Source organism: Marinobacter albus, assembly GCF_030238305.1.
Classification (GTDB): Bacteria; Pseudomonadota; Gammaproteobacteria; order Pseudomonadales; family Oleiphilaceae; genus Marinobacter; species Marinobacter albus.
In genome coordinates this window covers 32,612-58,938 of sequence record NZ_JASSQD010000004.1, presented here as the reverse complement: position 1 = coordinate 58,938, position 26,327 = coordinate 32,612, and the positions used below count along the sequence as shown (strand labels likewise).

Genomic DNA, 26,327 nt, shown 5'->3' with positions numbered 1-26,327 from the left:
TCCCTTCCGGATAATCCCGGTGGATGTGGCCTCCTGTCCAGTCTATAGTCAGTTAAAACAAGACTGGTCGACAGGAGTAGCCACTTGCCCTCCAAGCCCCCCGAAAAACGCCGATTCCATCGCATCGAGTTCGATGCCCCCTGCGAGTTGCATTGCCTGGATCGTGTCTGGGCAACCGAAGTGCTGGATATTTCCCTCAAAGGGGTTCTGGTCAAGCGGCCGGAAGGCTGGGATGTGCCGCTCATGCAGCCGTGTGAGGTGATTGTTCACCTGAACGAACATGAAGCGGCCATTGTCATGGCCGTGGAGTTGCGGCACGTGGAGCCGCACCGGCTTGGCTTCAAATGCCAGTACATCGACCTGGAGAGTGCTACTCATCTCAAGCGCCTGGTCGAGCTCAATCTCGGTGACCAGGCGCTGCTGGAGAGAGAGTTTGCCCATCTGATTGAGTGAGGAGGGTCCGGCCTTGCGGTTGCTCTAGAGTTCCTCAAGGGCGGAGAGGGCGTCACTCAGCTTGGTAACCGGTATCACCTTCATGCCCGCGATGTCCTTGCGAGGAGCATTGGCCTTGGGCACCAGTGCCCGGGTAAAGCCGTGCTTCGCCGCCTCGTAAATCCGCTCCTGGCCACTGGGCACCGGCCGAATCTCGCCCGATAAACCCACTTCGCCAAAGATCACCAGATCCTGGGGCAGGGAGCGATCCCGAAACGAGGAAACGATAGCGGCCAGCAGCGCGAGATCGGCGCTGGTTTCGTTCACCTTCACGCCGCCGACCACGTTCACAAACACATCCTGATCCGATACGTGCATACCCCCGTGACGGTGCAGTACGGCCAGCAGCATGGCCAGCCGGTTCTGGTCCAGGCCAACCGCAACCCGGCGCGGGTAACCGCCCTGGGCCATGTCCACCAGGGCCTGGATCTCCACCAGCATCGGCCGCGTGCCTTCCCAGACCACCATCACCACGCTTCCGGGCGCAGCCTCCTCACCCCGGTTCAGGAAAATGGCGCTCGGGTTTTTAACTTCCTTGAGACCCTGTTCGAGCATCGCGAACACCCCGAGCTCGTTCACTGCGCCAAACCGGTTCTTGATGCCCCGAAGCGTGCGGTAACGGCTGTCGCTGGAGCCTTCCAGCAAAATGGAGCAGTCGATCATGTGCTCGAGGACTTTCGGTCCCGCCAGGCTGCCGTCCTTGGTGACGTGCCCAACCAGGAACAGGATGGTGCCGGTCTGTTTCGCGAACCGGGTCAGGTAGGCGGCGCTTTCGCGAACCTGGGACACCGAACCAGGTGCCGACTCAATCTCCGCCACGTGCATGACCTGGATACTGTCGACCACCAGAATGCGGGGCCTTTCGGCCTCTGCTACTTGCATCACCCGCTCAACGCTGGTTTCTGACAGCATTTTCAGGTCGCCGGTGGGCAACCCCAGGCGCTTGGCACGCATGGCCACCTGCTGCAGGGATTCCTCCCCCGTCACGTAGAGGGCCGGAACACTGGCTGCCAGGTGGCAGACCGCCTGCAGCAGGAGGGTGCTTTTGCCGGCGCCGGGATGGCCGCCCATCAGGACGGCCGAGCCTTCAACCAGGCCCCCGCCCAGCACCCGGTCAAACTCCTGCATACCGGAGCTGATCCGGGGCTGTTCGGCCAGGCTGACGTCGTCCAGGCTCTTGATCTCGGACAGGCTGCCGGCGAACCCCTCAAAGCGGGCACCCCGGGCACCTTTGGTGGCGTTGCTGACGCCGCGAACTTCGCTGACGGTATTCCAGGCCTGGCAGGCCGTGCACTGGCCCTGCCATTTGGAATAGTCTGCACCGCACTCGGTGCAGACATAGGCGGTCCTGGTTTTTGCCATCAGGCCAGCTTCTTGTACTTCATGCGCTGCGGCACCATGGCCGAGTCGCCCTTACGCTTCTTGTGGTCTTCATCGTATTCGCTGAAGTTGCCCTCGAAGTACACCACCTCGCCATCGTCCTCGAACGCCAGGATGTGCGTGGCTACACGGTCCAGGAACCAGCGGTCGTGGGAGATGACCAGCGCCGCGCCCGGGAAGTTGAGCAGTGCTTCTTCCAGGGCCCGCAGGGTCTCGACGTCGAGGTCGTTGGTCGGTTCATCCAGCAGCAGCACGTTGCCACCCTGTTTCAGGAGCTTGGCCAGGTGCAGGCGGTTGCGTTCACCACCGGAGAGGTCGCCTACGCGCTTCTGCTGGTCGCTGCCCTTGAAGTTGAAGCGCCCGACGTAGGCCCGGGAGGGGGTCTCGTAATTGCCCACCTTGATGATGTCGTTGCCATCGGACAGCTCTTCCCAGACGGTCTTGTCGCCATCAAGGTCGCGCATCTGGTCGACGTAGGCCAGCTCGACGGTCTCACCGACGACAATCTCACCGGAATCGGGCTTGTCGTAACCGGCAATCATCTTGAACAGGGTGGATTTACCGGCGCCGTTACCACCGATAATGCCGACAATAGCGCCAGGCGGCACGCGGAATGACACGTCTTCGTACAGCAGGCGGTCATCGAACGACTTGCTGATGCCGTCCACCTCAATCACCTTGTCGCCGAGACGTGGGCCCGGTGGGATATACAGCTCGTTGGTCTCGTTACGCTTCTGGAACTCCTGGGAGCTCATTTCCTCGAAGCGGGCCAGACGGGCCTTGCTCTTGGACTGTCGGCCCTTGGCATTGCTGCGAACCCACTCGAGCTCGTGCTTGACGGCCTTCTGGTGCGCCGCTTCCTGCTTGGACTCCATTTCCAGGCGCTTCTCCTTGTTCTCCAGCCACTGGCTGTAGTTGCCCTCGAACGGGATGCCCTGGCCCCGGTCCAGTTCCAGGATCCAGCCGGCCACGTTGTCCAGGAAGTAGCGGTCGTGGGTGATGGCAACCACTGTCCCGCTGTAGTCATGCAGGAAGCGCTCGAGCCAGGCAACGGATTCCGCGTCGAGGTGGTTGGTGGGCTCGTCCAGCAACAGCATGTCGGGCCCGGAAAGCAGCAGGCGGCAGAGTGCAACCCGGCGACGCTCACCACCGGACAGATTCGTGACCTTCTGGTCCCACGCCGGCAGCCGCAGGGCGTCGGCGGCCACTTCCATCTTGCGTTCAATGTCGTGGCCGTCGGTGGCCTGGATGAAGGCCTCGAGCTCGCCCTGTTTCTTGGCGAGGGCGTCGAAGTCGGCATCCGGCTCGGCATAGGCGGCGTATACCTTGTCCAGCTCGGCCAGCGCGTCGTGCACGCCGGAAACCGCCTCGTCGACGATTTCCTTGACCGTCTTGGTGTCATCCAGTTCCGGCTCCTGGGGCAGATAGCCCACGTTGATGCCCGGCTGCGGCCGGGCCTCACCGATGTAATCCTGGTCCACGCCCGCCATAATCCGGAGCAGAGTGGACTTACCGGAGCCGTTGAGGCCGAGGACACCGATCTTGGCGCCCGGGAAGAAGCTCAGGGAAATGTCCTTGAGGATTTCACGCTTGGGCGGAACCACCTTGCCCACGCGGTTCATGCTGTATACATACTGGGCCATAACGGGCTATGTCCTCTGTTGTAATCCGAGGTAAATAAAAGGAACTCGCAGATAAGCCTCGTAAGGTAGCGAAACCGGAAAGCTATAGCAATTGAGGGAAATCGCGGGTTGCGGTGTGACGGTTTCTGCGGAGGCCCCGCGGGGCCTATAAAAGATGATTTTTTACCCATTTGTAAGATAGAATAGCGGCCCAATTTTTCAGGGAGCCTGTGGAAATATCCAAAGCTCTCCGGGTCAGCCAAGCACACAGAGGCAGCGCATCCATGTTTAACCGTGATATGAAAATCGCCGGCTTTGACGACGAACTCTGGAACGCCATGCAGGCGGAAGAGAAACGCCAGGAAGCTCACATCGAGCTGATTGCATCCGAGAACTACACCAGCCCGCGCGTGATGGAAGCGCAGGGCAGCGTGCTGACCAACAAGTATGCAGAAGGCTACCCCGGCAAGCGCTACTACGGTGGCTGTGAGTACGTGGATATCGCCGAAGAGCTGGCGATTGATCGCGCCAAGCAACTGTTCGGTGCAGCGTATGCCAACGTGCAACCGCATTCCGGCTCCCAGGCCAATTCCGCGGTGTTCATGGCGCTGCTGAAGCCCGGCGATACCGTTCTGGGCATGAGCCTGGCCCATGGGGGGCACCTGACCCACGGTGCCAGCGTAAACTTCTCCGGCAAGATCTACAGCGCCGTTCAGTATGGCCTGAACCCGGAAACCGGATTGATCGACTACGACGAAGTTGAGGCCCTGGCCGTTGAGCACAAGCCGAAGATGATCATCGCCGGCTTCTCGGCCTACTCCCAGGAACTGGACTTTGCCCGTTTCCGCGAGATCGCTGACAAGGTGGGCGCCTACCTGTTCGTCGACATGGCGCACGTGGCAGGCCTTGTTGCGGCGGGTGTTTATCCTGACCCGATACCGCACGCCCACGTTGTGGCGACTACCACCCACAAGACTTTGCGCGGTCCCCGTGGTGGTCTGATCCTGGCCTGTGACGACGCCGACCTGCAAAAGAAACTGAACTCCGCGGTGTTCCCTGGTGGTCAGGGTGGTCCCCTGATGCACGTCATTGCTGCCAAGGCTGTCTGCTTCAAGGAAGCCATGAGCGATGAGTTCAAAGCCTATCAGCAGCAAGTGGTCAAGAACGCCAGTGCCATGGCTCAGGTGTTTATTGAGCGTGGCTATGACGTAGTGTCCGGTGGCACCAAGAACCACCTGTTCCTGCTCAGCCTGATCAAGCAGGACATCACCGGCAAGGATGCGGATGCGGCGCTTGGCCGTGCACACATCACGGTCAACAAGAATGCGGTGCCCAATGACCCGCGTTCGCCGTTTGTCACCTCCGGTCTGCGTATCGGCACGCCGGCCATTACCACTCGTGGTTTCGGCGAATCCGAGTGCCGTGACCTGGCGGGCTGGATCTGTGACATCCTCGACAACCTTGAAGACGAAGCCGTGAATACCCGCGTGCGCGAGCAGGTTGCTGCTCTGTGTGCCCGATTCCCGGTCTACGGCTAAAATTCAGGCAAGACCTGATGCGTCGGACGCATAAATGGGCGTCCGACGCTGACCTCCTCTCCGGAGTTTCTGACTATGCATTGTCCCTTCTGTGGTGAAGCAGATACCAAGGTAATTGACTCGCGCCTCGTTGCCGAGGGCGATCAGGTGCGTCGCCGTCGGGAATGCCTGTCGTGCCATGAGCGCTTCACCACATTTGAGACTGCTGAACTGGTGATGCCCCGCGTCGTCAAGCAAGACGGCATCCGCCAGCCCTTCGACGAGGAAAAGCTTCGATCCGGCATCATGAAAGCGCTGGAAAAACGTCCGGTAAGCATCGAGCAAATTGATGCGGCTTTGAATCGCATCAAATACCGGCTCCGTGCGACCGGCGAGCGGGAGGTCAAGTCAATGCAGTTGGGTGAGGAGGTGATGACCGAGTTGCGACAGCTCGACAAGGTTGCCTACGTCCGTTTTGCGTCGGTTTACCGCAGCTTCCAGGACATCAACGAGTTCAAGGAAGAGATTGAGCGGCTGTCGGCGACCAACGGCGAGAATGCTGTGGATGTCGCCAAGGCGCTGGCCGATAACCATTCGGCGAAAGGAAAAGCATGACCGAAGTTCGTGACCGGGCCATGATGGCGCGGGCCGTCCAGCTTGCCTGGCGCGGCCGCTATTCAACGCATCCGAACCCCAGGGTTGGCTGTGTTATCGCCCGTGGCAACGAAATCCTCGGTGAGGGGTGGCACGAGCGGGCCGGGGAAGCCCATGCAGAAATCCGTGCTTTGAGCCAGGCTGGGCCGTCGGCTCGCGGCGCAACGGCTTATGTGACGCTTGAGCCATGCAGCCATTTCGGGCGGACGCCGCCCTGCGCAAGGGCACTGATCGACGCGGGTGTGGCCCATGTGTTTGCGGCCACCAAGGACCCCAATCCGTCGGTATCCGGGCGCGGTCTTGAGTTACTGCGTGAATCTGGCATTCAGGTCACCGAAGGGTTATTGGCGGACGAAGCCGCTCGACTGAATCCGGGTTTCATGAAACGCATGAATACCGGCCGCCCCTGGGTGCGCCTGAAGATGGCCGCCAGTCTCGATGGCCGCACGGCGATGGCCTCCGGCGAGAGTCAGTGGATTACCGGTGGTGAAGCCCGTCGGGATGTCCAGCGTCTGAGGGCGATCAGCGATGCCATTGTCACCGGCGTCGGCACGGTGCTGGCCGACGATCCATCGCTCACGGTCAGAAGAGAGGAGCTGGGCGACATTGGCGATGCCACCGAACCGTCCCGGCAGCCACTGCGGGTGATCGCTGATAGGGATGCCCGGACACCGCCTTCCGCAAACATCCTGCAGGGCGGCAACGTCCAGGTGTTCTGCGCCTCGTCCACACTGGCGACGGCGCCCGCCCAGGACCTGGCCGCCCTTGGCATCAGCATCAACGGGGTGGCCTGGAAAGATAACGGCATTGATGTCGCGGAACTGCTGGACTCCCTTGGCGAGCTGGGCATCAATGAATTACTGGTGGAAGCAGGCCCGACGCTCGCGGGAACGTTTATCAGCGAAGGCCTGGTGGATGAGCTCTGGCTCTATCAGGCCCCGGTCTTTCTGGGCAGCACTGGGCGACCTACCGCGCATTTGCCACTGGAATCGATGGCAGACAAGGTGCAGTGGAAGGTGCTGGATCGACGTCAGGTGGGTGAGGATCAGCGCTTGATCCTGGCACGCCGGTAATCATTAAATTCACGGTGTCCCGACAGTCAGTGGCTGCGGGCCAGCCGCAAGGGTGCAAAACCGTATGGCACTGAACAGCATTGAAGACATTATTGAAGACATCCGTCAGGGCAAGATGGTCATCCTGATGGACGACGAGGATCGCGAAAACGAAGGCGACCTGGTGATGGCTGCCGAACACTGCTCGGCTGAAGCCATCAATTTCATGGCGCGCTTCGGTCGGGGCCTTATCTGTATGCCTATGACCCGTGATCGCTGCGAGCAGTTGGGGCTTCCGCTGATGGTGCAGCAGAATGCCTCGGGATTCGGCACCAAGTTCACGCTGTCGATTGAGGCCAAAGAAGGCGTAACGACTGGCATCTCCGCCGCCGATCGTGCCCGTACCGTACAGGCTGCAGTCGCCCGTGACGCCAAGGCGTCGGATCTGGTTCAGCCGGGTCACATCTTTCCGTTGATGGCGGATCCGGGTGGTGTGCTCAGCCGCGCCGGGCATACGGAGGCTTCCTGTGATCTGGCGGCACTGGCCGGCTCAGAGCCGGCGGGTGTCATTTGCGAGATCATGAACGACGATGGCTCCATGGCCCGTCGGGAGGATCTCGAGCGTTTTGCGGAGGAGCACGATCTCAAGATTGGCACCATCGCCGACCTGATTCACTACCGCACCATGAACGAGCGCACCATCGAGTGTGTGGAAGAAAACAAGCTGGACACCGAGTATGGCGAGTTCAGCCTGCGGACCTACCGGGACAACATCCAGGGCTCCACCCATCTGGCCATGGTCATGGGAGAGATCAGTGCTGACGAACCGGTTCACGTCCGCGTGCACATCACCGACACGCTGAGAGACCTGTTGGGTGCCCGCCGCAAGGATTCCCGCAGCTGGCCTTTGCACCATGCCCTGGAAAAAGTGGCCGCAGAAGGCAAGGGTGTCGTGGTGCTGCTGAACAGTGCAGAAGACAGCTACAACCTGGAAGATCGCATCCACGAGTTCTTTGACGAGGGGCAGGGCTCCGCTGGAAAGGGCAGCTCCGGCGTCTATTTCACGGTCGGCACCGGCTCGCAGATTTTGCGGGATATCGGTGTCGGCAAGATGCGCCTGTTGAGCCCGCCGATCAAGTTCTCCGCCATCTCCGGTTTTGATCTGGAAGTGGTTGAATACGTTCCCTATACCCCCGAATGATGAACCCGGTCAGGGCCTTAGTGCCCTGACCCGTTAAGGAGCCATGCATGGCAGATATCAAAGTAATTGAAGGTGACTTTACCCAGTGCAGCGGTCGTTACGCACTGGTGGTGGGCCGGTTTAATGGCTTCGTCGTCGAGAGCCTGGTTGAAGGTGCCATCGACACCCTGCGTCGCCACGGGATTTCCGACGATGACATTGTCATTATCCGGGTACCGGGTGCCTACGAGATGCCGCTGGCCGTAAAGCGTGTGGCCGAGACTTCGAACTACGACGCCATTATCGCGCTTGGCGCTGTGATCCGCGGTGGTACGCCGCATTTCGAGTATGTTGCGGGTGAGGCAGCCAGTGGTTTGGGGGCGGTCAGCCTCGAGACCGATGTGCCGGTTACCTTCGGCGTTCTGACCGTGGATTCCATCGAGCAGGCCATTGAGCGTTCAGGCACCAAGGCCGGTAATAAAGGCGCCGAAGCGGCGATTACTGCGCTGGAAATGGTCAGCCTGTTCAAGAAACTGGGTGAGTAATGAGCGCAACTGACGACAACACCCCCCAGCCGGCGCCGACCGGTCAGCCTAAAGCGGGCGACCGTCGCCGTGCGCGCGCGCTGGCGATGCAGGGCCTGTATCAGCGACATTTCAGCAAGAGCTCGATCTCGGATATTGAAGCCGAGTTCATGGTCGATAACGACATGAGCAAGGTAGACCAGCTGTATTTCCGCGACTTGCTCCGTGGTGTGCATCGCGAGCAGGCCGACCTGGATAAGCTCCTGGAACCTTTTCTTGACCGTCCGCTTCACGAAGTCGATCCCATTGAGTTGGCCATTGTGCGCCTGGGCGCCTATGAGTTGAAGCACCGATTGGACGTTCCCTACAAGGTGGTGATCAACGAAGGCATCGAAATGGCCAAGCGCTTTGGCGGTACGGAGGGGCATAAGTTTGTAAACAGCATTCTGGACAAGCTCAGTCGCCGTTTACGCCTGGCCGAGACGCGTCCCCGATAGGGTATGGGCGAATTCGAGCTGATCCGTCGGTATTTCCAGCCGATAGCGGACTCGCTTCCCAGCGGCGCGTTGATGCTCGGGCCGGGGGATGACTGCGCCATTCAGCGAATTCCTGCTGATCACGATCTGGTGTTCTCCATCGATACTGTGGTGGAGGGCATCCATTTCCCCGAGGCCTTTCCGGCCGACCATCTTGCCTGGCGGGCTCTTGCGGCTGCCGCCAGTGATCTGGCCGCGATGGGGGCGGAGCCCGTTTGCTTCACCCTCGCATTGACCTTTCCCGCCGCAGATGAGCAGTGGTTGTCAGACTTCGCCCGCGGGCTTGCCGACGCAGCCAGGACCTTCCGTCTGTCGCTGGCCGGCGGCGATACAACCCGCGGACCCTTGACCCTGAGCCTTCAGGTCCACGGTACCGTCCCACGGGGGACTGGAATAAGGCGTTCAGGTGCGCAAGTGGGGGATCTGATCTGTGTCTCCGGGACCCTTGGCGACGCCGGCGCGGCGCTGGATTATCTGGACGAGCAGCAGCCATCTGACGACGCGAAGGCGGTGCTCAAACGCTACCATCATCCTTGTCCACGCTTGGAACTGGGGCAGGCACTTGCGGGTATTGCGACTTCGGCTATAGATATTTCGGATGGGCTGCTGGCAGATCTCGGACATGTGCTCGAAGCCTCCGGCGCGGGCGCCACGATTGACCTGTCGACGGTTCCACTTTCGCCTGCGTTGCGCCGGCTAAAGGGCGATCAGGCACTCGGCTTCGGATTGAGAGCCGGTGACGACTACGAATTGTGCGTGACTATCCCCCCCTCTCGATGGAGCTCTGTACCCGAGGCAATAGGGCAGCATTTGACGGTGATCGGGGCAATTGAGGCCGAATCGGGTCTGCGTTTGACCGGCGGCAGCGCAAAGATTGACGATGCGGGCACCGGGTTCGACCATTTCAGGAGAGAGTCATGAGTCAGGAGGATCAGTTCCCCGAGCCGGATCTGCCGAAGGCATTGCTACCGCCGGGGTTCCTCAAGAACCCGGTCCATCTGCTTGCGTTCGGTTTCGGTAGTGGCGCGGCAGCGCGCGCACCGGGAACCTGGGGCAGTCTGGCCGCCATCCCTTTCTGGTATGCCTTTGCATGGCTGCCCGGAGCTGTCTACTGGGCCATCGTTCTGGCGGCTTTTCTGGTTGGTATCTGGTTGTGTGGAAAAACCGCCCGGGACCTGAAAGTCCACGACCACGGAGGCATTGTCTGGGACGAGTTTGTGGGAATGTGGATTGCCCTGGGCCTGTTCCCGGACCAGCTCGCGGGTGTGTTGCTGGCGTTTGCGCTCTTCAGGCTGTTCGATGTGGTCAAACCCTGGCCGATCAGTTGGCTCGATGACCGGCTCCCCGGTGGTCTTGGCATAATGATTGACGATGTGGTGGCGGGATTTATGGCGATGGCGTCCATGTTCGCCATTGACCGATGGTTGATGCCGGTCATTGTGTGAACGGACTAATGCGGGAATTCCGTGGCCCCTTAATGGAGTTGCTGGTCCTCCGGTAAAAGCCTCACAACGTGCAGAAAACGCCTGAGGCCGGTTTCCGCACGCTCTCTTGAGGCAAAGGGGCCGCTGTCAAAGCCTTCCCGAGTGGTGAAATACCACTTACTGCCTACGCAAAAGAACCGGCTACTTCTGAAGGGGACTGGCCCTGCTTCCCCTGATCTGCTTTGGGTGTCCATAGCTTCTCCTGTGCCCGATCCTATCTGGTCCATACCGGGCGCCACATTTGTACTGCCGATCTGTTTAAAATTAATCCAATTGAGGACGAATTCAACATTTTTTTACATTTTTACGGGGTGGGTCTCAAACAGGATCTGCCTATACGGCACGGCGTCACTGCAACAGATTGAAATGGCCGGCTTGCCCTCTTCAGAAGCACTCGTCAGAATGCAATCAAACGGATGCTAACCTCTAGGCCTTTCCCTCTTATATCAAGGAGATTTCATGAGTATCTTTCACCTATTGACGGCCCTGAAACCGGGTAGATCTAAAGCGGGACAGAGTGCCCGGTTTATCGTGGCTTTCGGTCTTCTGTTGGCAATGGCTGGCTGTTCTTCAACGCTTTCCAGGGTAGAGACATGGGACGGCGAGCCGGCGGCGGCAGCCAATGCTGCAACGCTCAAGGCGCCGGGAGCGATTCAGGTGTCCCGCATTAACGGCCGCAATATGAGCAACTTTCTGATGGATGATCTCCCCCTTGATTACGCGCTACTGCCGGGAGAGAACGAGGTCATCTTTACTTACAAGACCATCTGGGCTAAATCCGGTGTGGTTGAAAATGGCGAGTCCAAGGTTCATGTGTACACGAGCGAGCCCCGGGTCGTTCGCTTCAACGCGGAGCAGGACGAGGTTTACCGTTTCCAGTTCGATCAGCCTGAATCCCGGTCGGAAGCCGAGCAGATGGCCGAGGACTTCGTGGCAACGGTGGTGACCGTGGACGGCCAGGAAGTCGTTGCGGAATCGAGCGTATGGACCCCCGCCGTCGCGTCCGACCGCACCCCGATACCCGAAGGCGGACAGGTTGGTTCGGCCGAAACCACTGCACTTGAGACTCTGAAATCGGTCTGGGCAACGGCCACCGAAGAAGAGAAGAAGGCGTTTTTGCGCTGGGCCTTCGAATAAGCGGTTCGGGTCTGCCTCTCCGGGCAGGCCCACACCCTACGTCCGAAAGCGGTGAAGGGTTTTCTTGAGCACGCCCTCCAATGCGGTCAGAACGTCATCGGTCAACGTCTGGTGAGGTGACTCTGCATCGTTCTCCAGGTCTCCATCGAAACCGGGGTTCTGTGCAGCATCTTCGATGGCGTCGAGGCTCTCAGTAACGTATCCCTCCAGTGAACCACCCTCCGCCACAACATCCGGACAGAGCGTAAAATTGATTGTCAGCCTTCCCTGGTAACTCACTGCGACAATGACCAGCCCCATGCTGTCGAACAGCGGCGCGGTGTTGTACTGCTGGATGAGCCTGGCGCCTTGCAGATAGAGTGGCACCTGCGGACCGGGGACATTGGTGATCGGAAGATTGAATGCGGGCTGGTAGCGCTGGGCAATTTGCAGTTCGGAATACAGTCGGGCCGACAAAGCCAGCATCGTTGACGGCAGCAATTCCGTCAGCCGGTCGGCCGCAATGGCCTCCCGGTAGGGTTCCGAAGCGACTGCGTTCCGGTGGATCTTGCGAATGCGCTGGGCTGGATCGGACTCGCTGGTCGATAGGTCCAGCAGCATTGCGGACATCTGGTTGCCGGTCGCCCTTCGAAGGCTGTTGGAGCGCACGGATATAGGGGTCATGGCAACCAGCGACCTGCTGGTGTCAGCGCCATGCTCGGTGCTGTAACGGCGCAAAGCCTCGGCACACAGGCCCAGAACCACATCGTTGAGAGTAACGTCTCCCAGGGTTGCCTTGATGGCCTTGAGTCGGGACAGGTCCACACTGGTTGAAACGATCTGCCGGTTGGCGGTGATCTGCCGGTTGAACGGGCTGTGCGGAGCCGAGAACAACGGAAAGGGCATGGGCAGCTTGCGCAACTGCTTCTGGATCAGGCCCCTTGTGGTGGCTTCCGCGGCGTTGAAGGCTAGGGAGGTGAACTGGAGCGGCGTTCTCAGTATGTTGGCGCCGGCCTGGAGGATGACCCGCTCCTCCGATGGTTCGGGGCGGGGATACCAGGGCCTGGGTGGTGTGATCGGCCTCGGCTCCGGTGTGTATTCCAGCAGTTTGCCGATGATGTCCTCACCGCTGAAGGCATCAATGGCGGCGTGGTGGAGTTTGACGATCAGGGCGAATCCCTGGCGATCCGATTCGTCGTCATCGAGCCTGAAGCCGTCTACAAACGTGATGTGCCATAGCGGTCTGTCCCGCTTGAGTGGCTCCTCCAGGATCTTTGAAGCCAGCGTCATCAGGCTGGCCCGTCGCCCGTGTTCGCCCAGATTGACGTAGGCAAGGTGCCGTTCAATGCTGAAATCCGGGTCATCAATCCAGTAGGGGCGGCCCAGCCGCAGGGGGATCTCTTTCAGCCGCTGGCGAAAAACAGGCACGACGTGAAGGCGGCTGCGGAGGTAAGCGACAAATGTGCTGAATGCCAGGGGCGTTGTTTGCTCACTGGCATCAAAAACGTAGATGCCGCCAATGTGCATCGGTGTCGTTTCGGATTCCAGATACAGGAACGAGGCATCCAGTTCGGACAGCTGCCGCATTAATGAACTCCCTTCGGCATGTTGGTTCGCACAAAGTATAAACGACCGGTCGGTGTTTTCGGTTGACTGGGATGCCGGATTTTCCGGCGTCCGGCAGTCACTCCAGTCAAAAGGGTTTCAGGTGCTCAGCGAGCTCCTGACGGCGTTATCCGTCGCCAACCGTTCCCAGAACCACATCAGGGCCTTGCCCTGGTCATCGGCGTGGCGTGCCAGGTGTAACAGAACGGATTGCCTCGGTTCGTGAACCTGCTTTTCAACAAGGCTGCCGCGGGCCAGGTGGTCGCGAATCCGGGACTGGGGCAGCCATCCAACGCCAAGCCCCGACTCCTGAACGGCAATCTTCTGGTCGATGTTGGCCACGGTCAGGGTCCGTTGCCGCCGAAAAATGCCGGCATGGCCCGGCGGCAAGGATCTGGACGTGTCGGCAGCGACGGCCGCAGGGTACTGTGAAATGTCGTCCTCCGTCAGCGGGGTTTCTATTCTTGCCAGTGGATGGTCGGCAGCGACAACAAACACGAAGCGCATTTCGCCCAGAGGTCTGGTGGTGAAGTTGCCGGCGGGCTTGCTGAACTGATCGGCACCGACGATCAGGTCAATCCGGCGGTCCTGCAGGGCATCCCAGGACCCCGCGAAGACCTCTTCGATGATCTGAACATCGACAGGAACACCCAGCTCGTAAAAATCCCGGACCGCAGGGAACAGGCATGCGGCAGGGAGCAAGGAGTTAAAGCCGATTCGCAGGCGGGTTTCCCAGCCCTGGGCTACCTGTTTGGTGGTGTGGGCGAGGTTTTCAGCGGCTTCCAGCAACGTGCGGCCTTCCTCAAGCAGGTAGCGACCGGCCGGGGTCAGGCTGGCCCTGTGACCACTTCGATCAAAAATGGCGACGTTCAGATCCTCTTCCAGCTTTTGCACGGTGTAGCTGATGGCCGAGGGGACCCGGAAGAGCTCGTTGGCCGCGCCGGCGAAACTGCCTTTGCGATCAATGGCGTCAAGGACTTTGAGGGCGTCTATGGTAATGGCTGTGTGCATGTTCGAAATATCTGAGGTTGTTGGCCAGAAATGCTTGTTTGAGAGGGTAGCAGGGTCCCCGGTATTCTTCCCGTTAAATGTAATGACGGTGTCTGGGCGGAAGGACTGCGAGAGCGGTGTTCAGGCAACGCCGATGATTATGACGGGAGTTATCTGATGGGTCTTCTGGTTGATGGCAAGTGGCACGACAAGTGGTATGACACAGATAAAACCGGTGGCAAATTCGAGCGGGAAGCCGCCCGCTTCCGGAACTGGGTGACGGCTGACGGCGCGCCCGGACCGTTTGGCGACGGCGGTTTCAAGGCTGAATCTGGCCGCTATCACCTTTATGTTTCCATGGCATGCCCCTGGGCCCACCGGACCCTGATTTTTCGTAAGCTGAAGGGGCTGGAGGCTCATGTTTCGGTCTCTGTGGTTCACCCGGACATGGTGGAAAACGGGTGGGAATTCCGGCCCGAGGCGGATGTCCATAGGGATCACCTGCATGGTTTCCGCTTCCTGCACCAGGTTTACACCAAGGCCGCGCCGACCTATTCCGGGCGCGTGACGGTTCCGGTGTTGTGGGACAAGCAGAAGCACACCATTGTCAGCAATGAATCCGCCGAGATTATCCGGATGTTCAATTCTGCCTTCAACAACCTTGATGGCGTGCGCGCGGATATCGATTTCTACCCGGAGGCACTGAAATCGGAGATTGGCGAGGTGAACGAGCGGGTGTACCACACCGTCAACAATGGAGTGTACAAGGCAGGATTTGCCACTGCGCAGGACAAGTACGAAGAGGCGTATGCCGAACTGTTTCGGTCGCTGGACTGGCTGGAGGAGCGGTTGTCGTCCCGCCGGTACCTGGTTGGTGGCGCGTTAACAGAGGCAGATTGGCGTCTGTTCACTACTTTGATCCGCTTTGACGCGGTGTATTTCAGCCACTTCAAGTGTAACCGTCAGCGCATTGCCGATTTCCCGGCCTTATCCGGTTACGTGCGGGATCTTTACCAGGTTCCTGGTGTGGCCGAAACCGTGGATATCGCGCAGATCAAGCGCCACTATTACGTAAGCCAGCGCACCATCAATCCGACCCAGATCGTCCCCGTGGGGCCGGCGCTGGATTTCGACGCGCCCCATGGGCGGGAGGGCCTTAGCTAACCCGCGCGACAGCCACCTCGGTCAGGAGTTCGAGCGCAGTTCTGTGCGGAGAATCGGGCAGGCTGGACAGGCAGTCTGCCGCCTTGGTGGCCTCGTCTCTGGCGCGGGTCATGGTGTACTCCAGCGCGCCGGAGCTTTCCACAACCGCCAGGATCCTGGACAAGTCATCAAGGCCGCCTTTGCGGATGGCCTGGCGGATGAGTTGTCGCTCCTGTTCGTCGCCGTTGGCCATGGCGTGAATCAGGGGTAGTGTGGCCTTTCCCTCGGCCAGGTCATCCCCCACATTCTTCCCCATGGTTTCGGCATCACCCCGGTAATCCAGAACGTCGTCCACCAGTTGGAATGCCAGGCCCAGGTGCTTGCCGTAGTCGCGCAGCGCGTGTTCCTGCCGGGTTTCGGCGCCGGCCAGCAGGGCACCTGTGTGCGAGGCGGCTTCAAACAGCATGGCGGTCTTGTTGTGAATAACCTTCATGTACTGATCTTCTGTGAGATCGGGATTTTTCACGTTCATCAGCTGCATGACTTCGCCTTCGGCGATCACGGCGGTCGCATGGGACAGAACATTCATGATCGGAAGGCTTTCAAGTTCCACCATCATCTCGAACGCGCGGGCGTAGAGGAAATCCCCTACCAGGACACTCGGGGCATTTCCCCAACGCGCATTAGCAGTGCTTCGGCCTCGCCGCATGTCCGAGGTGTCCACTACATCGTCATGGAGCAGAGTGGCGGTGTGCAGGAATTCGATCACCGCGGCCAGTTTCAGATGGTTGTCGCGGGTGTAGCCCATAGCCTGGCTGGAAAGCAGAACCAGCAGTGGTCTCAAGCGCTTACCGCCACTTTCGATAATGTATTGGGCGATTTTTTCGACCAGGGGGACGTCGGAGGCGAGCCGCTGAATGATCAGGTCATTAACGCGGCTGAAGTCCTCGGCCACGGTGTCGTATATGCGCTGGGCTGTCATGCGGCTTGTAGATCCCTTGCTGCTGTTTCGAGGAAACGGTTTTTGATAAAAAGGGCAGGTCGCGGCAATGCTAGGTATTGCCGCTTACAGTGTCAACTTGGCTTGTATTGCGAAGCGCCTTTTCGTACAATCACGCGCCCAACTCATCCCAACCTGCGCTCCCTGCTATAGGGTCGCCAGAGTGCTTCCCTTAGAACCAGGTGGATAAGAGCAGGGATGGGTCAATCGCGGAGAAGGTTAATGTACGCAGTTATTGTTAGCGGTGGTAAGCAGCACCGTGTAAAAGAAGGCGAAACTCTGAAGCTGGAAAAGCTGGAAGTTGAAACCGGTGGTAACGTGGAGTTCGATCGCGTTCTGTTGGTTGCCGATGGCGACAAGGTTCAGGTAGGCGCGCCGGTTGTTGATGGTGCCAAGGTTACTGCGGAAGTGGTTAGCCACGGCCGTCACGACAAAATCAACATCATCAAGTTCCGTCGTCGTAAGCACCACATGAAGCGTCAGGGCCACCGTCAGTGGTTCACTGAAGTCAAGATCACGGGTATCAAGGGCTAAGGCTCTCGAACCACCCCTTAAATCAGGAGGCTTGTAATGGCTCACAAAAAAGCAGCAGGTAGTACCCGTAACGGTCGCGATTCCGAGTCGAAACGACTTGGTGTGAAGCGCTACGGCGGCGAAACTGTACCTGCAGGCAGCATTATTGTTCGTCAGCGCGGAACGCGGTTCCACGCTGGTAGCAACGTAGGCATTGGCAAAGACCACACCCTGTTCGCGAAAGCGGAAGGTCAGGTGAAGTTCGAAGTCAAAGGCCCGCAGAGCCGTAAGTTCGTGAGTATCGTTCCGGCTGCGTAAGCAGCGGCGATCCGGTTCTGTCGAACCTTGGGCAGCATTGATATCCTGATATAGTCAGTTATCAACGTTGCCCGGAGCCCCGCAAAGCTTCCTTGAGGCTGCGGGGCTTTTTAGTTTATGCGCGCAGCGCAAAGGGTTTATCCATGAAATTCGTAGACGAAGCCACCATCATCGTTGAGGCCGGAAAAGGCGGGCACGGGTGCCTCAGTTTCCGGCGTGAGAAATACGTCCCCAAGGGTGGTCCCGACGGCGGTGACGGCGGGGATGGCGGCTCCGTGTATCTGGAGGCGGACGAGGCGTTGAACACGCTGATCGATTACCGGTTCCAGCGCAAACACAAGGCCCAGAATGGCGAGCCCGGCTCCGGCCGGAACTGTACGGGCACGAAAGGTGAGGACCTGGTGTTGCCGGTGCCGGTGGGCACCACCGTCGTGGATATGGATACCCATGAGGTTTTGGGTGATCTGACTCATGCCGGTGAGCGCCTGAAAGTTGCTCAGGCGGGTTTTCATGGTCTGGGCAACACCCGGTTCAAATCCTCGGTTAACCGTGCGCCGCGCCAGACCACCAAGGGTTCCGAAGGCGAGCTGCGGAACCTGCGCCTGGAGCTGAAAGTCCTTGCCGATGTTGGTTTGCTGGGTATGCCTAATGCGGGTAAGTCCACCTTTATCCGGTCGGTTTCTGCGGCTCGGCCCAAGGTGGCGGATTATCCGTTTACCACCCTGGTGCCCAATCTTGGTGTGGTCAGCGTTCAGGCCCATCAAAGTTTCGTGATTGCCGATATTCCGGGGTTGATTGAGGGTGCCGCCGAAGGCGCCGGCCTGGGTATCCGGTTCCTGAAGCATCTGGTGCGGACGCGGCTGTTGCTGCACCTGGTGGATGTGGCGCCTTACGATGGCTCCTCGCCGGTCGAGTCCGTGCGGGCGATCGAGCATGAGCTTGAGAAGTTCAGCGAGACTCTGGCCAATCGGGAACGGTGGCTTGTGCTCAACAAGGTCGATATGGTTTCCGAGGAGGACCGCGACGCCCATTGTCAGGCCATCGTTGATGAGTTGGGCTGGAAGGGGCCGGTGTTCCGCATCTCCGCGCTCAGCGGCGAGGGCACCAAGCCGCTTGTTCAGGCGGTCATGCGCTGGATTGAAGAGCAGGCCGAGGAAGAAGCTCAGAATCCGGAATTTGCGGAGCGCGAAGCTGCTCGCAGGCGTCAGATGGACGAAGAGGCCCGGGCCCGGATCGAGTCGGAGCGCCAGGCCCGCAGGGCTGCCCGGCAGGACGACGATGATGACGACCACTTCGACGACGACGATTACGATGTCGAAGTGGTTTACGCCCCCGAGTAAGTCGAGAGAAGTGCACGCATCATGAGTGAACGCACCCAGTTGCGCCAGGCTCGTCGTCTGGTCATCAAAATCGGAAGCGCCCTGCTGACCAATGACGGCAAGGGGCTTGATGTCGCGTCATTGGGCCTCTGGGTCGATCAGATTGCGGAGCTGATTGAAAGTGGCGTCGAGGTGGTGATCGTGTCGTCCGGCTCGGTCGCCGAAGGCATGAGTCGTCTGGGTTGGACGACTCGCCCCCAGCAACTCCATGAGCTGCAGGCTGCGGCGGCGGTCGGGCAGATGGGGCTGGTGCAGACCTGGGAGGCGCAATTCAAGCGCCACGGTTTGCACGCGGCGCAGATTCTGCTGACTCACGATGACCTGTCCGACCGTAAGCGTTACCTGAATGGTCGCAGCACGCTACGGGCGCTGCTGGATTTTGGGGTGATTCCCATCGTGAATGAGAACGATACGGTGGTCACCGATGAAATCCGGTTTGGTGACAACGATACCCTGGGCGCCCTGGTGGCCAACCTCATTGAAGCCGATGGTCTGATTATCCTGACCGATCAGGTCGGGCTGTTTGATAAGGACCCCCGCAAGCACGCAGACGCCTCCCTGGTTACCGAGCGCAAGGCTGGCGATCCGGAGCTGGATGCCATGGCTGGCGGCGGTGCCGGTGTGCTGGGCCGGGGTGGCATGCTGACTAAGGTTCGGGCGGCCCGACTGGCGGCCCGGTCCGGTGCGTTCACGGTGATTGTCGGCGGCCGGATCGAAGGCGTGGTTACCCGCCTGCGTCAGGGCGACGTGATCGGCACCTTGCTGCTCCCGGAACAGGGGCGAATTGCGGCCCGCAAACAGTGGTTGGCCAGTCATCTGCAAACGCGGGGCCAGCTGACGCTCGACGATGGTGCGGTAAAGGTGGTTTGTCTTGGTGGGCGCAGTCTGTTGCCTGTTGGTGTGAAGGCTGTCTCGGGCCAGTTTCGCCGGGGCGAAATGGTTTCCTGTGTGGATGCCCAGGGTAAAGAAGTTGCCCGAGGCCTGGTGAACTATGATGCGGACGAGGCGAGGGCAATCGCCGGGCGCTCAAGTAACCGGATTGTTGAGGTGCTGGGTTATGTCTCCGGCGAAGAGATGATTCACCGTGATAACCTGGTGATCGTCTGAAAACGATTAGGTGTATTCGAGATCCAGCCCTGCTTCCATTTTCTTCAGAGATTTCAGGGCGTTTGTTTGGCCATCCGTTACGTTAGAGGCGGAGTTGTTATTGCGAGCCCTCTGCGCTGTCACTTCAAATGAGGTCAAGAGATTTCGCAATCCGCACACACCCGGTACGATTGGTGGCACCCAATTCAATAAAAAGCGCACTGACATGAGCTTTGATGGTGTGCTCCGTCAGATACAAGGTAGTGGCGATCTGTCGGTTGGTGTATCCCTGCGCAATCAATTCGAGAACCTGCTGTTGACGGCGGGTGATATTGCCAGTTTGAGCAAAACGTCGGGCCTTGAGTGCACTGAGTTGCTTGTTTGTGGCGGGCGGGATGTAAATATTTCCTTCAAGAATGTACGCGAGTGCCGCCAATATTTGCTCGGCACTGAATGACTTCGGGATCAATCCAAGTACCCCCATATCAAGCGCAGATCGAATCGATCGGAGGTTGTCTTCTTCCGACATGATCACCGTTGGAAACCTGATGCCCTGTTCCTGAAGTCGATATATGACTGAGAGGCCGCAAGTATCGGGCATCATAAGGTTAATGAATACCAGATCAAATGCCTTCCCTGACTCCAATAGAACAATGGCCGCTTCCGCGCTATTGGCCCCGCTAACCACTGCACTTGAGTTCAGCTTCTTCAGAACTTGCCGAACACCGTCAACAAACAGCGGATGATCATCAACAACCAGTACCTGCATGGCCCGTGTCCGATTCCTTGGAAAATGGCGCGAAATTAATACTTTTGCCTAATGACTGCTCATTTTCTTTACGGTATACCTTTTAATTGTAACAGGAATGTAACATAAAGTCGCAGAGCGTTCGGACCGGGATGTGCCTCAGAGTTGGCTGGTGGAGGGGGCGGTTGCAGGCGTGCAACAGGATGACGTGAGGGAAGTATGTCTGCTCAAATGGAAGATCTATCCAGTGTTGGAGAGTGTCATCTCGTAAAAACTAGTTGCCGCATCAATCGAGGGGCAAGAATTGCGGTGGTGCTGTTAGTGGCACTGCTGCTGCATGCTTGCGGCGGGGGTTCAGGCGAATCGGCCGACGTGACAGGTTCTGGTTCGGTTAATGTGGATGCGGGCGAACTGTCGGCAATTTCGAAAGTGGTGTCTTTGAGCCGCAACTACGTGGAAATTGAGTTCGCTGACCCCGTTGATCCGGAAGTGTCGGGGAATCCTCTCAGTTACAACATCACACTGTCGAACGGCAATCGAGTTGCGGTGGTGGCTGCATACCCGGGGCTCGACGGGACCTCCGTTTTGCTTCAGCTTGCTCCAGAGGAAGAGGATGTCCAGCTTATTCCAAACGGAACTCTGCAGCTGGATCTGGCAAATGTTGACGACGAACCAATCCTCTTTATCGGTGATGGCAGTGAGGAGCCGAGGCTGCTGAGCGTCGTCTCCCTCAGCGATGCTGTGGTGTTTTTGCAGTTCAGTGAGCCGGTTTCGGATGACGCGGGTGATATCAAAAATTACCGGCTGACATCAAAAAGCGGTAATGGCCTTAAAATCGAGCAGGTATTATTGGGTGGGCAGGCGGACACCGTCGTTTTGACGACTGAGTCGCAGGAGGACGCCTATTATGACCTTGAGCTGAGCGGGGTTACTGGTCTTATCAGTGGCTTGCCCCTGTATATGCTCCCCTCCGACAAGACATTCCTCGGTATGTCTCTCCAGACGGCTATCGCGGAAACTCCGTCCGTAGTCAGCGCGGCATCGTTGGATAACACCCATGTGCAGGTCACCTTCAGCAAACCGATGAGCGAGCAGACGCCAAGCTCTGCAACCTTTTCTATCACTCAGGCCAACGTGAATCCCGAATCGGGTGTTCTGGGCGTGATTGATGCACGCTTTGCCAGCGCGGACCGTCGGGTCATTGAGCTTACCACCCGATCCCAGAGTGAGCTGACCTATCAGGTGGCCGTAACCAACGCCACCGACATGTATGGTCAGCAGCTGAAGGTTAACGATGGCGTGGTCTCATTCGGTACCGCCAACACGGCCATCTTTGCCGGAACTCCTGCTGGAGCGGCTGAGCTCGTGGATTCCGATGGCGATGGCCTGTATGACAGTGAGGAGCAGGCCGGCACCATTGTCGTGGTGGAGATGGCGAACGGTGAAATCATTACCCGGCAGGTAACCAGCGACCCCAACCTCGCCGACACTGATGGCGATGGCCTCGACGACTTCCTGGAACTGCAGTTCGGCATGAACCCCCGGGCTACCGACACCGATGGGGACGGCATTCACGATAATCTCGAGCTGAACAAGGTCTACAGCAACCCGTTCGCCCAGGACAGTGATCTGGACGGCTTGCAGGATGGCTTCGAGCATTTTGACCTCAAAACGTCCCCGGTTTTGGCGGATACCGATGGCGATCAGCTTGATGATTATCGGGAGCTGTTCGAACTGAATCGTGATCCGCGGATTGCCGACGTGCCCAAGCTGACAATCAGCGTGGGTGATGTTCGGCTGCAGCTTGACGAACGGTTTAGTTACACGGATGAAACCGGAGAGGTGATTACTGAAGAGTCCAATACCAGCACAACGTTGACCCAGAGTGAAAATACCTCCTTTACTAGAACCGATGGTGGCACGGATGAGTGGGGAGGTGGGGGTGGTTTTAGAACAGGCCTTGGCAATGGCAGTTTTTTTGGCGGGGACAAAGGCGTTTCCGGTGGAATCGAGGTTACTGGTTATGTGTTTGACACCAATACCACCAATTGGCAAACAGACAATGGATCGGCCAGGGAATCGCAAGAGGCTTATGAGCGATCGCAAACGAAGGGTAAGGAGCTGAGCAGTACTCAAACCGTGACGCGTGAAGTGATCGGGGCCAGTATTGATGTTCCCCTGAGTATCGCCAACGAGGGCAATGTTCCTTTTACCCTGCGCAATCTGGAAATTACCGTGTTGCAGCAGATAGGTGGTCGTGACACGTTTTTGCCAGTGGCAACACTGGTACCGAGTTCTGAGCTGGCGACGGGGTCTCCGCTGACGATCAATCTGGGAGGTAGCACTAATGAGCGTGGGCCCTTCTTGTTCAGTAGCCGAGAAGTGTTCCCGAATCTGGTCGAGAGTCTGATGCGCAACCCTGCTTCCCTGGTGTTTCGCGTCGCCAACTACGATGTCGAGGATGAGCTGGGGCGTAATTATACGTTTATCAGCCAGGTAGCCCGGGACCGCACCGGCAGCGTTGTGCTGGATTATGGCGACGCCAGCGCCGCTGAAAATTACCTGCTGGCCACGGCGGGCGTCTTGCAGGACGACCAGTACTTGGGCGGATTCAGCCCATCAGGACGGGCGCTGGGTCTGCCCCTGAGTTACTTGGTGGAATCAACTATTGGCCTGCCGCGTCATCAGACCAATCTGGATTACATTTCAGCTGGTAATGACGGTGTTTTGAATACGGGGGCCGAAGGCGACGACGTTCGGGATGAGGATAATCAGGTCATTCGATCGGGTCCCAACGGTTGGCTTGAAACGAAGCCGGGCGGTGACGACTACATTGCTAATCCGACCGGTGTTAGCGGCATTATCGCTGGCCTGAACAAGACAGCCGACAGTATTGCTCAGGGGGACGATATCCAGCTGGTTCCTGTGGGCACGAGTGGTGTTAGCCTCGGAACGATTGTCATTGGTCCTGGAGAGAACGGTGTGCTGGATACGCCTGCCAAAGACGATGATATTGTCGATTTTATTGGTGGTTTTGAAACCAGTCGCACGTGCTCGGCATTTTCCGAGAACGCGGGGGCAATTTGCCGGGTCGACGGTGAATGCCTGAGCGGCACCTGCAGCGGCCCCCAGAAGTTGGTGCGAATCAAATCCTTGCGCAATGGCGATTTCAACCGGGGCTGGGTGATTCTAACCTCCGGCCAGCTGCCGGATGCCGCCAATTTTGATCAGATTACCGTTGAGCCGGGCGACAACCTCAGTCTGGCATTTTTGCAGGATCTGGATGGCGACGGCCTGTTTGCGCGCAATGAATTCCTTTTTGGCTCTACCGACAGTGAACGTAACCGCTTTGACAACAGGCTTTTTGGTCCGGCTTTCTCGGGGGAAGCGGCGGGTACTGATGATGTGAAGGATTCGGTGGACAGCGATCAGGATGGTTTGAGCGACTTCGCGGAAGTCTTCGTTGGCTGGAAGGTCGCCGTAGACGGCGGGGCCTTGCGCCAGACCTTTTCATCGCCGCGGTTTGGCGATACCGATGGCGATGGCCTTTGGGATGTTGAGGAGCAGGATCTGCGGGGTTTTTGTGAGCCGGGAGATAGTCGTGCCCAAGCGCTTTGTGCCTTTCAGAGTGACGAGCCGGTCAGTCAGGCAGACGCTATCGGGATTATTGCGGGTCCAAACAACACTGCGGACACCACGGCAGAGGGCGATGATGAGCAGTTAACGCCCGTTGGTGCCGAAAATCTGGCCTACGGGACTCCAGTAGTCGGACCTGGTCCGGATGGCCAGCTCAATACGGATCCCGCTGTCGATGATGTCTACGAAGCCGCCTTCAGTGTTCCGCCCGCGACCGACCCGGCCGAGCCGGACACCGACCGGGATGGCATTTCGGATTTCACTGAGCTTGGCGGTTTCGATGCCTTGCTGGCCATCGTCGATGGTGGCAACGGTGAAGCGGAATCCCTGGCCAGCGGCGACGATATCCAACGTGCCTTTATCAACAATCCAGTTCCCTCTGGCAATGTGATTGTCCTGCCGGGAACCAATTCCGCTATCGATAGCACTCCTGGAGGGGATGATGTATTGCGCGAAGCAGAGACAGTTCTGACAGATCCGCTTCGCCGGGATACTGATGACGATTCGGTGGCAGACGGCAGTGAGCTTGTTCGCGGTTCTGACCCGACTGTGGATGATAGGGCGGATTTCTTTGACGCGGATCAGGATGGTTTGACTGACGGCGAGGAGGATTTAGGCTGGCTGGTATCTGTCAATGGTAGCGCCGGGGATGAGGTCACCTCTAGCAAGTCGTTGCCAGATACTGATTTTGACGGCTTGCCGGATTTTGTAGAGCGTGACCTCCGTACCAATCCGCGCAGTGTAGACACCGATGGCGATACCATCAGTGATTACGACGAGGTGGCGGATCTGTCCAAGTACCTGAGCATTGCCGCGCTGTATCCCAACATGAACATCACATCGGCCAATACCGGTGGCTATGGTACGGATCCTACGAAGTCAGATACGGACGGCGATGATTTGTCCGATCAGGTGGAGCTGATTTCAGGGTCCAGGCTCAGTTTACCCGGAGAAACAACGGCAACCACGGTTTTCACGTCCCCCATTTTTGAAGATACCGATCTGGATGATCTGAACGATGGTGATGAGATTGCTGCTCAGACGGATCCGACCAATGCAGACACCGATGGTGATGGCCGGCGAGATGGTGCGGAGATTGCCGTTGGTACTGATCCCCTGGTGCCTGATGTCGCTTTCCGGGTCATCGTGCGCGACCTCATTATTAACAACCAATGCAAGGACGCCTCAGAGGGGAGTGCCGATGTGCAGGCTGGCGAGGTGATGTGGTGGGTCGTGGCGGAAGATCCTCAAACAGGGCAGAAGAAATTGCTGTCTGATGCGCTGGATGCCGAGACTTTTCAAAATAATGACGATGACCTGGGGGCCATTTTCTACCAGCCCGCGACGATTGACGGTGTAGATTATGAATTCAGAGATCGAGTGCCTGTTCAAATACCCGATCTTAATGAGGATGATCGTCGTGCCTGCTACTACAAGCGTGTTTGGAACCAAAGTACCTGGTTGCAGTTGGAAGATTCGTGGCTTAGTAACTCATTGCATGTGTATAGTTTGAAACCTGGTGAATCATTTGGCCTTCAGGCGGCGTTTCTTGAGGCAGATGAGTTTATCTCGGATGATTGCGGTGTCGCGCCGAATTTCATTCCTTCAACGGTCACTGCGAGCGAGCTTCACAAAACACTTCGCAGGCGCTACAGCTATGATGATTTGGTCAGTTCGAGTGGCATTTCCTTGACCGGTGCTGATGCAAACGATGTGGTTAACAACAACTCGTGCAGCATCGATTTTCGGATTGATATCGAGATAGTGCGTTAATCGTCCTGGAGCTAAAATAAAAAAACCGGCCAGTTGGCCGGTTTTTTTATTTCTGAAGGAAAATCCGCTTACGCGCTCTTCAGAGACTTGATCCGGGCGCTCAGGCGGCTCTTGCTACGAGCAACCTTGTTTTTCGCGAAGATGCCTTTGTTGACCATGCTGTCCAGAATCGGCTGAGCCTGCTGGAAGGCAGCCTGGGCTTCTTCGTAGTTGCCAGCTTCAATCTTGGACTGAATCTTTTTCATGTAAGTACGAGCCATAGAACGCAGGCTTGCGTTGTGCTTGCGGTTCTTCTCGTTCTGACGTGCGCGCTTCTTGGCTTGCGGGGAATTTGCCACCGTAAAACTCCTGAAAATCTAAAATTCGTTGCTGAATGATTCGTTACATCGCGGGCGCGCCAAAACCAGCGCGTCGAAATAAATGACGCGAAACTATGCCGCTGAAACCCGCAGATGTCAAGACCGAAACCTATTTCATGCACCGACACCAAAGGCCTGTGATAAACTCGCCGCTCACTGGATGCGGGCGCCCGGGCTGGACTAGTATTTCCCGAGATACCGCGCCAACTTGTTGTTTAAT

24 protein-coding genes are annotated in these 26,327 nt (G+C 58.2%); 16 read left to right on the top strand and 8 right to left on the bottom strand.

All coding sequences use genetic code 11. From position 1 onward, the window contains the following. Positions 1-84: 84 nt before the first annotated feature. Entirely contained in the window at positions 85-453 is a 369-nt protein-coding gene (locus tag QQF73_RS18040) for a PilZ domain-containing protein (RefSeq protein ID WP_219868794.1), read from the top strand. Positions 454-477: 24 nt separating this feature from the next. On the opposite strand, the gene radA is transcribed toward QQF73_RS18040, so the two are convergent. Beyond that, positions 478-1,854, bottom strand: a complete 1,377-nt coding sequence (gene radA, locus QQF73_RS18035; RefSeq protein ID WP_285369049.1) for a DNA repair protein RadA — start codon at positions 1,852-1,854, stop codon at positions 478-480. Continuing rightward, on the bottom strand, positions 1,854-3,515 hold the full coding sequence (gene ettA, locus QQF73_RS18030) for an energy-dependent translational throttle protein EttA (protein WP_219868796.1): 1,662 nt from the start codon (positions 3,513-3,515) through the stop codon (positions 1,854-1,856). The genes radA and ettA overlap by 1 nt, the downstream gene beginning before the upstream one ends. A 263-nt stretch (positions 3,516-3,778) precedes the next feature. Between ettA and glyA the strand changes: the two genes are divergently transcribed. The 8 genes from glyA (at position 3,779) to QQF73_RS17990 (ending at position 10,402) form a co-directional block, all read left to right on the top strand. Next, the gene (glyA, locus tag QQF73_RS18025; protein ID WP_219868797.1) at positions 3,779-5,032 is read left to right on the top strand and encodes a serine hydroxymethyltransferase; all 1,254 of its coding nucleotides are present in this window, start codon (positions 3,779-3,781) and stop codon (positions 5,030-5,032) included. Between the two features lie 75 nt (positions 5,033-5,107). Then, on the top strand, positions 5,108-5,626 hold the full coding sequence (gene nrdR / locus QQF73_RS18020; RefSeq protein WP_219868798.1) for a transcriptional regulator NrdR: 519 nt from the start codon (positions 5,108-5,110) through the stop codon (positions 5,624-5,626). Next, the gene (gene ribD, locus QQF73_RS18015; protein WP_219868799.1) at positions 5,623-6,738 is read left to right on the top strand and encodes a bifunctional diaminohydroxyphosphoribosylaminopyrimidine deaminase/5-amino-6-(5-phosphoribosylamino)uracil reductase RibD; all 1,116 of its coding nucleotides are present in this window, start codon (positions 5,623-5,625) and stop codon (positions 6,736-6,738) included. The genes nrdR and ribD overlap by 4 nt, the downstream gene beginning before the upstream one ends. A gap of 64 nt (positions 6,739-6,802) precedes the next feature. Continuing rightward, the gene (gene ribBA / locus QQF73_RS18010) at positions 6,803-7,918 is read left to right on the top strand and encodes a bifunctional 3,4-dihydroxy-2-butanone-4-phosphate synthase/GTP cyclohydrolase II (protein WP_219868800.1); all 1,116 of its coding nucleotides are present in this window, start codon (positions 6,803-6,805) and stop codon (positions 7,916-7,918) included. A gap of 47 nt (positions 7,919-7,965) precedes the next feature. Beyond that, entirely contained in the window at positions 7,966-8,442 is a 477-nt protein-coding gene (gene ribH, locus QQF73_RS18005; protein WP_219868801.1) for a 6,7-dimethyl-8-ribityllumazine synthase, read from the top strand. Then, positions 8,442-8,918, top strand: a complete 477-nt coding sequence (gene nusB / locus QQF73_RS18000) for a transcription antitermination factor NusB (RefSeq protein WP_219868802.1) — start codon at positions 8,442-8,444, stop codon at positions 8,916-8,918. The genes ribH and nusB overlap by 1 nt, the downstream gene beginning before the upstream one ends. 3 nt (positions 8,919-8,921) lie before the next feature. Then, positions 8,922-9,878 (top strand): thiamine-phosphate kinase, encoded by a 957-nt coding sequence (gene thiL / locus QQF73_RS17995; protein WP_285369048.1) that lies wholly within the window; start codon positions 8,922-8,924, stop codon positions 9,876-9,878. Continuing rightward, positions 9,875-10,402 (top strand): phosphatidylglycerophosphatase A family protein, encoded by a 528-nt coding sequence (locus QQF73_RS17990; RefSeq protein ID WP_285369047.1) that lies wholly within the window; start codon positions 9,875-9,877, stop codon positions 10,400-10,402. Before thiL ends, QQF73_RS17990 begins: the two co-directional genes overlap by 4 nt. A 29-nt stretch (positions 10,403-10,431) precedes the next feature. Here QQF73_RS17990 and QQF73_RS17985 read toward each other — a convergent pair whose 3' ends face one another. After that, positions 10,432-10,635: a DUF6316 family protein gene (locus QQF73_RS17985; RefSeq protein ID WP_219868805.1), complete on the bottom strand. Its 204-nt coding sequence runs from the start codon at positions 10,633-10,635 to the stop codon at positions 10,432-10,434. Between the two features lie 265 nt (positions 10,636-10,900). Between QQF73_RS17985 and QQF73_RS17980 the strand changes: the two genes are divergently transcribed. Then, positions 10,901-11,578: a DUF2057 family protein gene (locus QQF73_RS17980; RefSeq protein ID WP_219868806.1), complete on the top strand. Its 678-nt coding sequence runs from the start codon at positions 10,901-10,903 to the stop codon at positions 11,576-11,578. 36 nt (positions 11,579-11,614) lie between these two features. Here QQF73_RS17980 and QQF73_RS17975 read toward each other — a convergent pair whose 3' ends face one another. Beyond that, positions 11,615-13,144, bottom strand: a complete 1,530-nt coding sequence (locus QQF73_RS17975; protein ID WP_219868807.1) for a WS/DGAT/MGAT family O-acyltransferase — start codon at positions 13,142-13,144, stop codon at positions 11,615-11,617. 117 nt (positions 13,145-13,261) lie between these two features. Beyond that, on the bottom strand, positions 13,262-14,173 hold the full coding sequence (locus tag QQF73_RS17970) for a LysR substrate-binding domain-containing protein (protein WP_219868808.1): 912 nt from the start codon (positions 14,171-14,173) through the stop codon (positions 13,262-13,264). 156 nt (positions 14,174-14,329) lie between these two features. On the opposite strand from QQF73_RS17970, the gene QQF73_RS17965 reads away from it, so the two are divergent. Beyond that, a complete protein-coding gene (locus QQF73_RS17965) occupies positions 14,330-15,316 on the top strand; it encodes a glutathione S-transferase family protein (RefSeq protein WP_219868809.1) in 987 nt (328 codons plus the stop codon). Here the strand turns inward: QQF73_RS17965 and ispB are convergent. Then, positions 15,309-16,277, bottom strand: coding sequence for an octaprenyl diphosphate synthase (gene ispB / locus QQF73_RS17960; protein ID WP_219868810.1), 969 nt, complete (start codon positions 16,275-16,277; stop codon positions 15,309-15,311). The genes QQF73_RS17965 and ispB overlap by 8 nt on opposite strands. Positions 16,278-16,517: 240 nt before the next feature. Here ispB and rplU point away from each other — a divergent pair, with 240 nt between their 5' ends. The 4 genes from rplU to proB all read left to right on the top strand — a co-directional run bounded on the left by rplU (position 16,518) and on the right by proB (position 19,612). Further along, complete coding sequence (gene rplU / locus QQF73_RS17955) at positions 16,518-16,829, top strand: 50S ribosomal protein L21 (protein WP_219868811.1); 312 nt, start codon at positions 16,518-16,520, stop codon at positions 16,827-16,829. A 36-nt stretch (positions 16,830-16,865) separates the two neighbouring features. Next, complete coding sequence (rpmA, locus tag QQF73_RS17950) at positions 16,866-17,126, top strand: 50S ribosomal protein L27 (RefSeq protein WP_219868812.1); 261 nt, start codon at positions 16,866-16,868, stop codon at positions 17,124-17,126. A 143-nt stretch (positions 17,127-17,269) separates the two neighbouring features. Further along, the gene (cgtA, locus tag QQF73_RS17945; protein ID WP_285369046.1) at positions 17,270-18,466 is read left to right on the top strand and encodes an Obg family GTPase CgtA; all 1,197 of its coding nucleotides are present in this window, start codon (positions 17,270-17,272) and stop codon (positions 18,464-18,466) included. Positions 18,467-18,487: 21 nt separating this feature from the next. Further along, positions 18,488-19,612, top strand: a complete 1,125-nt coding sequence (gene proB, locus QQF73_RS17940) for a glutamate 5-kinase (RefSeq protein ID WP_219868814.1) — start codon at positions 18,488-18,490, stop codon at positions 19,610-19,612. A gap of 124 nt (positions 19,613-19,736) precedes the next feature. On the opposite strand, the gene QQF73_RS17935 is transcribed toward proB, so the two are convergent. Further along, on the bottom strand, positions 19,737-20,360 hold the full coding sequence (locus QQF73_RS17935; RefSeq protein WP_219868815.1) for a response regulator: 624 nt from the start codon (positions 20,358-20,360) through the stop codon (positions 19,737-19,739). A gap of 210 nt (positions 20,361-20,570) precedes the next feature. Here QQF73_RS17935 and QQF73_RS17930 point away from each other — a divergent pair, with 210 nt between their 5' ends. Continuing rightward, a complete protein-coding gene (locus tag QQF73_RS17930; RefSeq protein ID WP_219868816.1) occupies positions 20,571-25,748 on the top strand; it encodes a hypothetical protein in 5,178 nt (1,725 codons plus the stop codon). A gap of 68 nt (positions 25,749-25,816) precedes the next feature. Here QQF73_RS17930 and rpsT read toward each other — a convergent pair whose 3' ends face one another. Further along, positions 25,817-26,086, bottom strand: coding sequence for a 30S ribosomal protein S20 (gene rpsT, locus QQF73_RS17925; protein WP_219478104.1), 270 nt, complete (start codon positions 26,084-26,086; stop codon positions 25,817-25,819). Positions 26,087-26,327 lie beyond the last annotated feature (241 nt).

What these genes read in the sequence shown, in the direction of transcription:
- radA (WP_285369049.1), bottom strand. Translation starts at nt 1,854, where the DNA reads ATGGCAAAAACCAGGACCGCCTATGTCTGCACCGAGTGCGGTGCAGAC.
- ettA (WP_219868796.1), bottom strand. Translation starts at nt 3,515, where the DNA reads ATGGCCCAGTATGTATACAGCATGAACCGCGTGGGCAAGGTGGTTCCG.
- glyA (WP_219868797.1), top strand. Translation starts at nt 3,779, where the DNA reads ATGTTTAACCGTGATATGAAAATCGCCGGCTTTGACGACGAACTCTGG.
- nrdR (WP_219868798.1), top strand. Translation starts at nt 5,108, where the DNA reads ATGCATTGTCCCTTCTGTGGTGAAGCAGATACCAAGGTAATTGACTCG.
- ribD (WP_219868799.1), top strand. Translation starts at nt 5,623, where the DNA reads ATGACCGAAGTTCGTGACCGGGCCATGATGGCGCGGGCCGTCCAGCTT.
- ribBA (WP_219868800.1), top strand. Translation starts at nt 6,803, where the DNA reads ATGGCACTGAACAGCATTGAAGACATTATTGAAGACATCCGTCAGGGC.
- ribH (WP_219868801.1), top strand. Translation starts at nt 7,966, where the DNA reads ATGGCAGATATCAAAGTAATTGAAGGTGACTTTACCCAGTGCAGCGGT.
- nusB (WP_219868802.1), top strand. Translation starts at nt 8,442, where the DNA reads ATGAGCGCAACTGACGACAACACCCCCCAGCCGGCGCCGACCGGTCAG.
- thiL (WP_285369048.1), top strand. Translation starts at nt 8,922, where the DNA reads ATGGGCGAATTCGAGCTGATCCGTCGGTATTTCCAGCCGATAGCGGAC.
- QQF73_RS17990 (WP_285369047.1), top strand. Translation starts at nt 9,875, where the DNA reads ATGAGTCAGGAGGATCAGTTCCCCGAGCCGGATCTGCCGAAGGCATTG.
- QQF73_RS17985 (WP_219868805.1), bottom strand. Translation starts at nt 10,635, where the DNA reads ATGGACACCCAAAGCAGATCAGGGGAAGCAGGGCCAGTCCCCTTCAGA.
- QQF73_RS17980 (WP_219868806.1), top strand. Translation starts at nt 10,901, where the DNA reads ATGAGTATCTTTCACCTATTGACGGCCCTGAAACCGGGTAGATCTAAA.
- QQF73_RS17975 (WP_219868807.1), bottom strand. Translation starts at nt 13,144, where the DNA reads ATGCGGCAGCTGTCCGAACTGGATGCCTCGTTCCTGTATCTGGAATCC.
- QQF73_RS17970 (WP_219868808.1), bottom strand. Translation starts at nt 14,173, where the DNA reads ATGCACACAGCCATTACCATAGACGCCCTCAAAGTCCTTGACGCCATT.
- QQF73_RS17965 (WP_219868809.1), top strand. Translation starts at nt 14,330, where the DNA reads ATGGGTCTTCTGGTTGATGGCAAGTGGCACGACAAGTGGTATGACACA.
- ispB (WP_219868810.1), bottom strand. Translation starts at nt 16,277, where the DNA reads ATGACAGCCCAGCGCATATACGACACCGTGGCCGAGGACTTCAGCCGC.
- rplU (WP_219868811.1), top strand. Translation starts at nt 16,518, where the DNA reads ATGTACGCAGTTATTGTTAGCGGTGGTAAGCAGCACCGTGTAAAAGAA.
- rpmA (WP_219868812.1), top strand. Translation starts at nt 16,866, where the DNA reads ATGGCTCACAAAAAAGCAGCAGGTAGTACCCGTAACGGTCGCGATTCC.
- cgtA (WP_285369046.1), top strand. Translation starts at nt 17,270, where the DNA reads ATGAAATTCGTAGACGAAGCCACCATCATCGTTGAGGCCGGAAAAGGC.
- proB (WP_219868814.1), top strand. Translation starts at nt 18,488, where the DNA reads ATGAGTGAACGCACCCAGTTGCGCCAGGCTCGTCGTCTGGTCATCAAA.
- QQF73_RS17935 (WP_219868815.1), bottom strand. Translation starts at nt 20,360, where the DNA reads ATGCAGGTACTGGTTGTTGATGATCATCCGCTGTTTGTTGACGGTGTT.
- QQF73_RS17930 (WP_219868816.1), top strand. Translation starts at nt 20,571, where the DNA reads ATGGAAGATCTATCCAGTGTTGGAGAGTGTCATCTCGTAAAAACTAGT.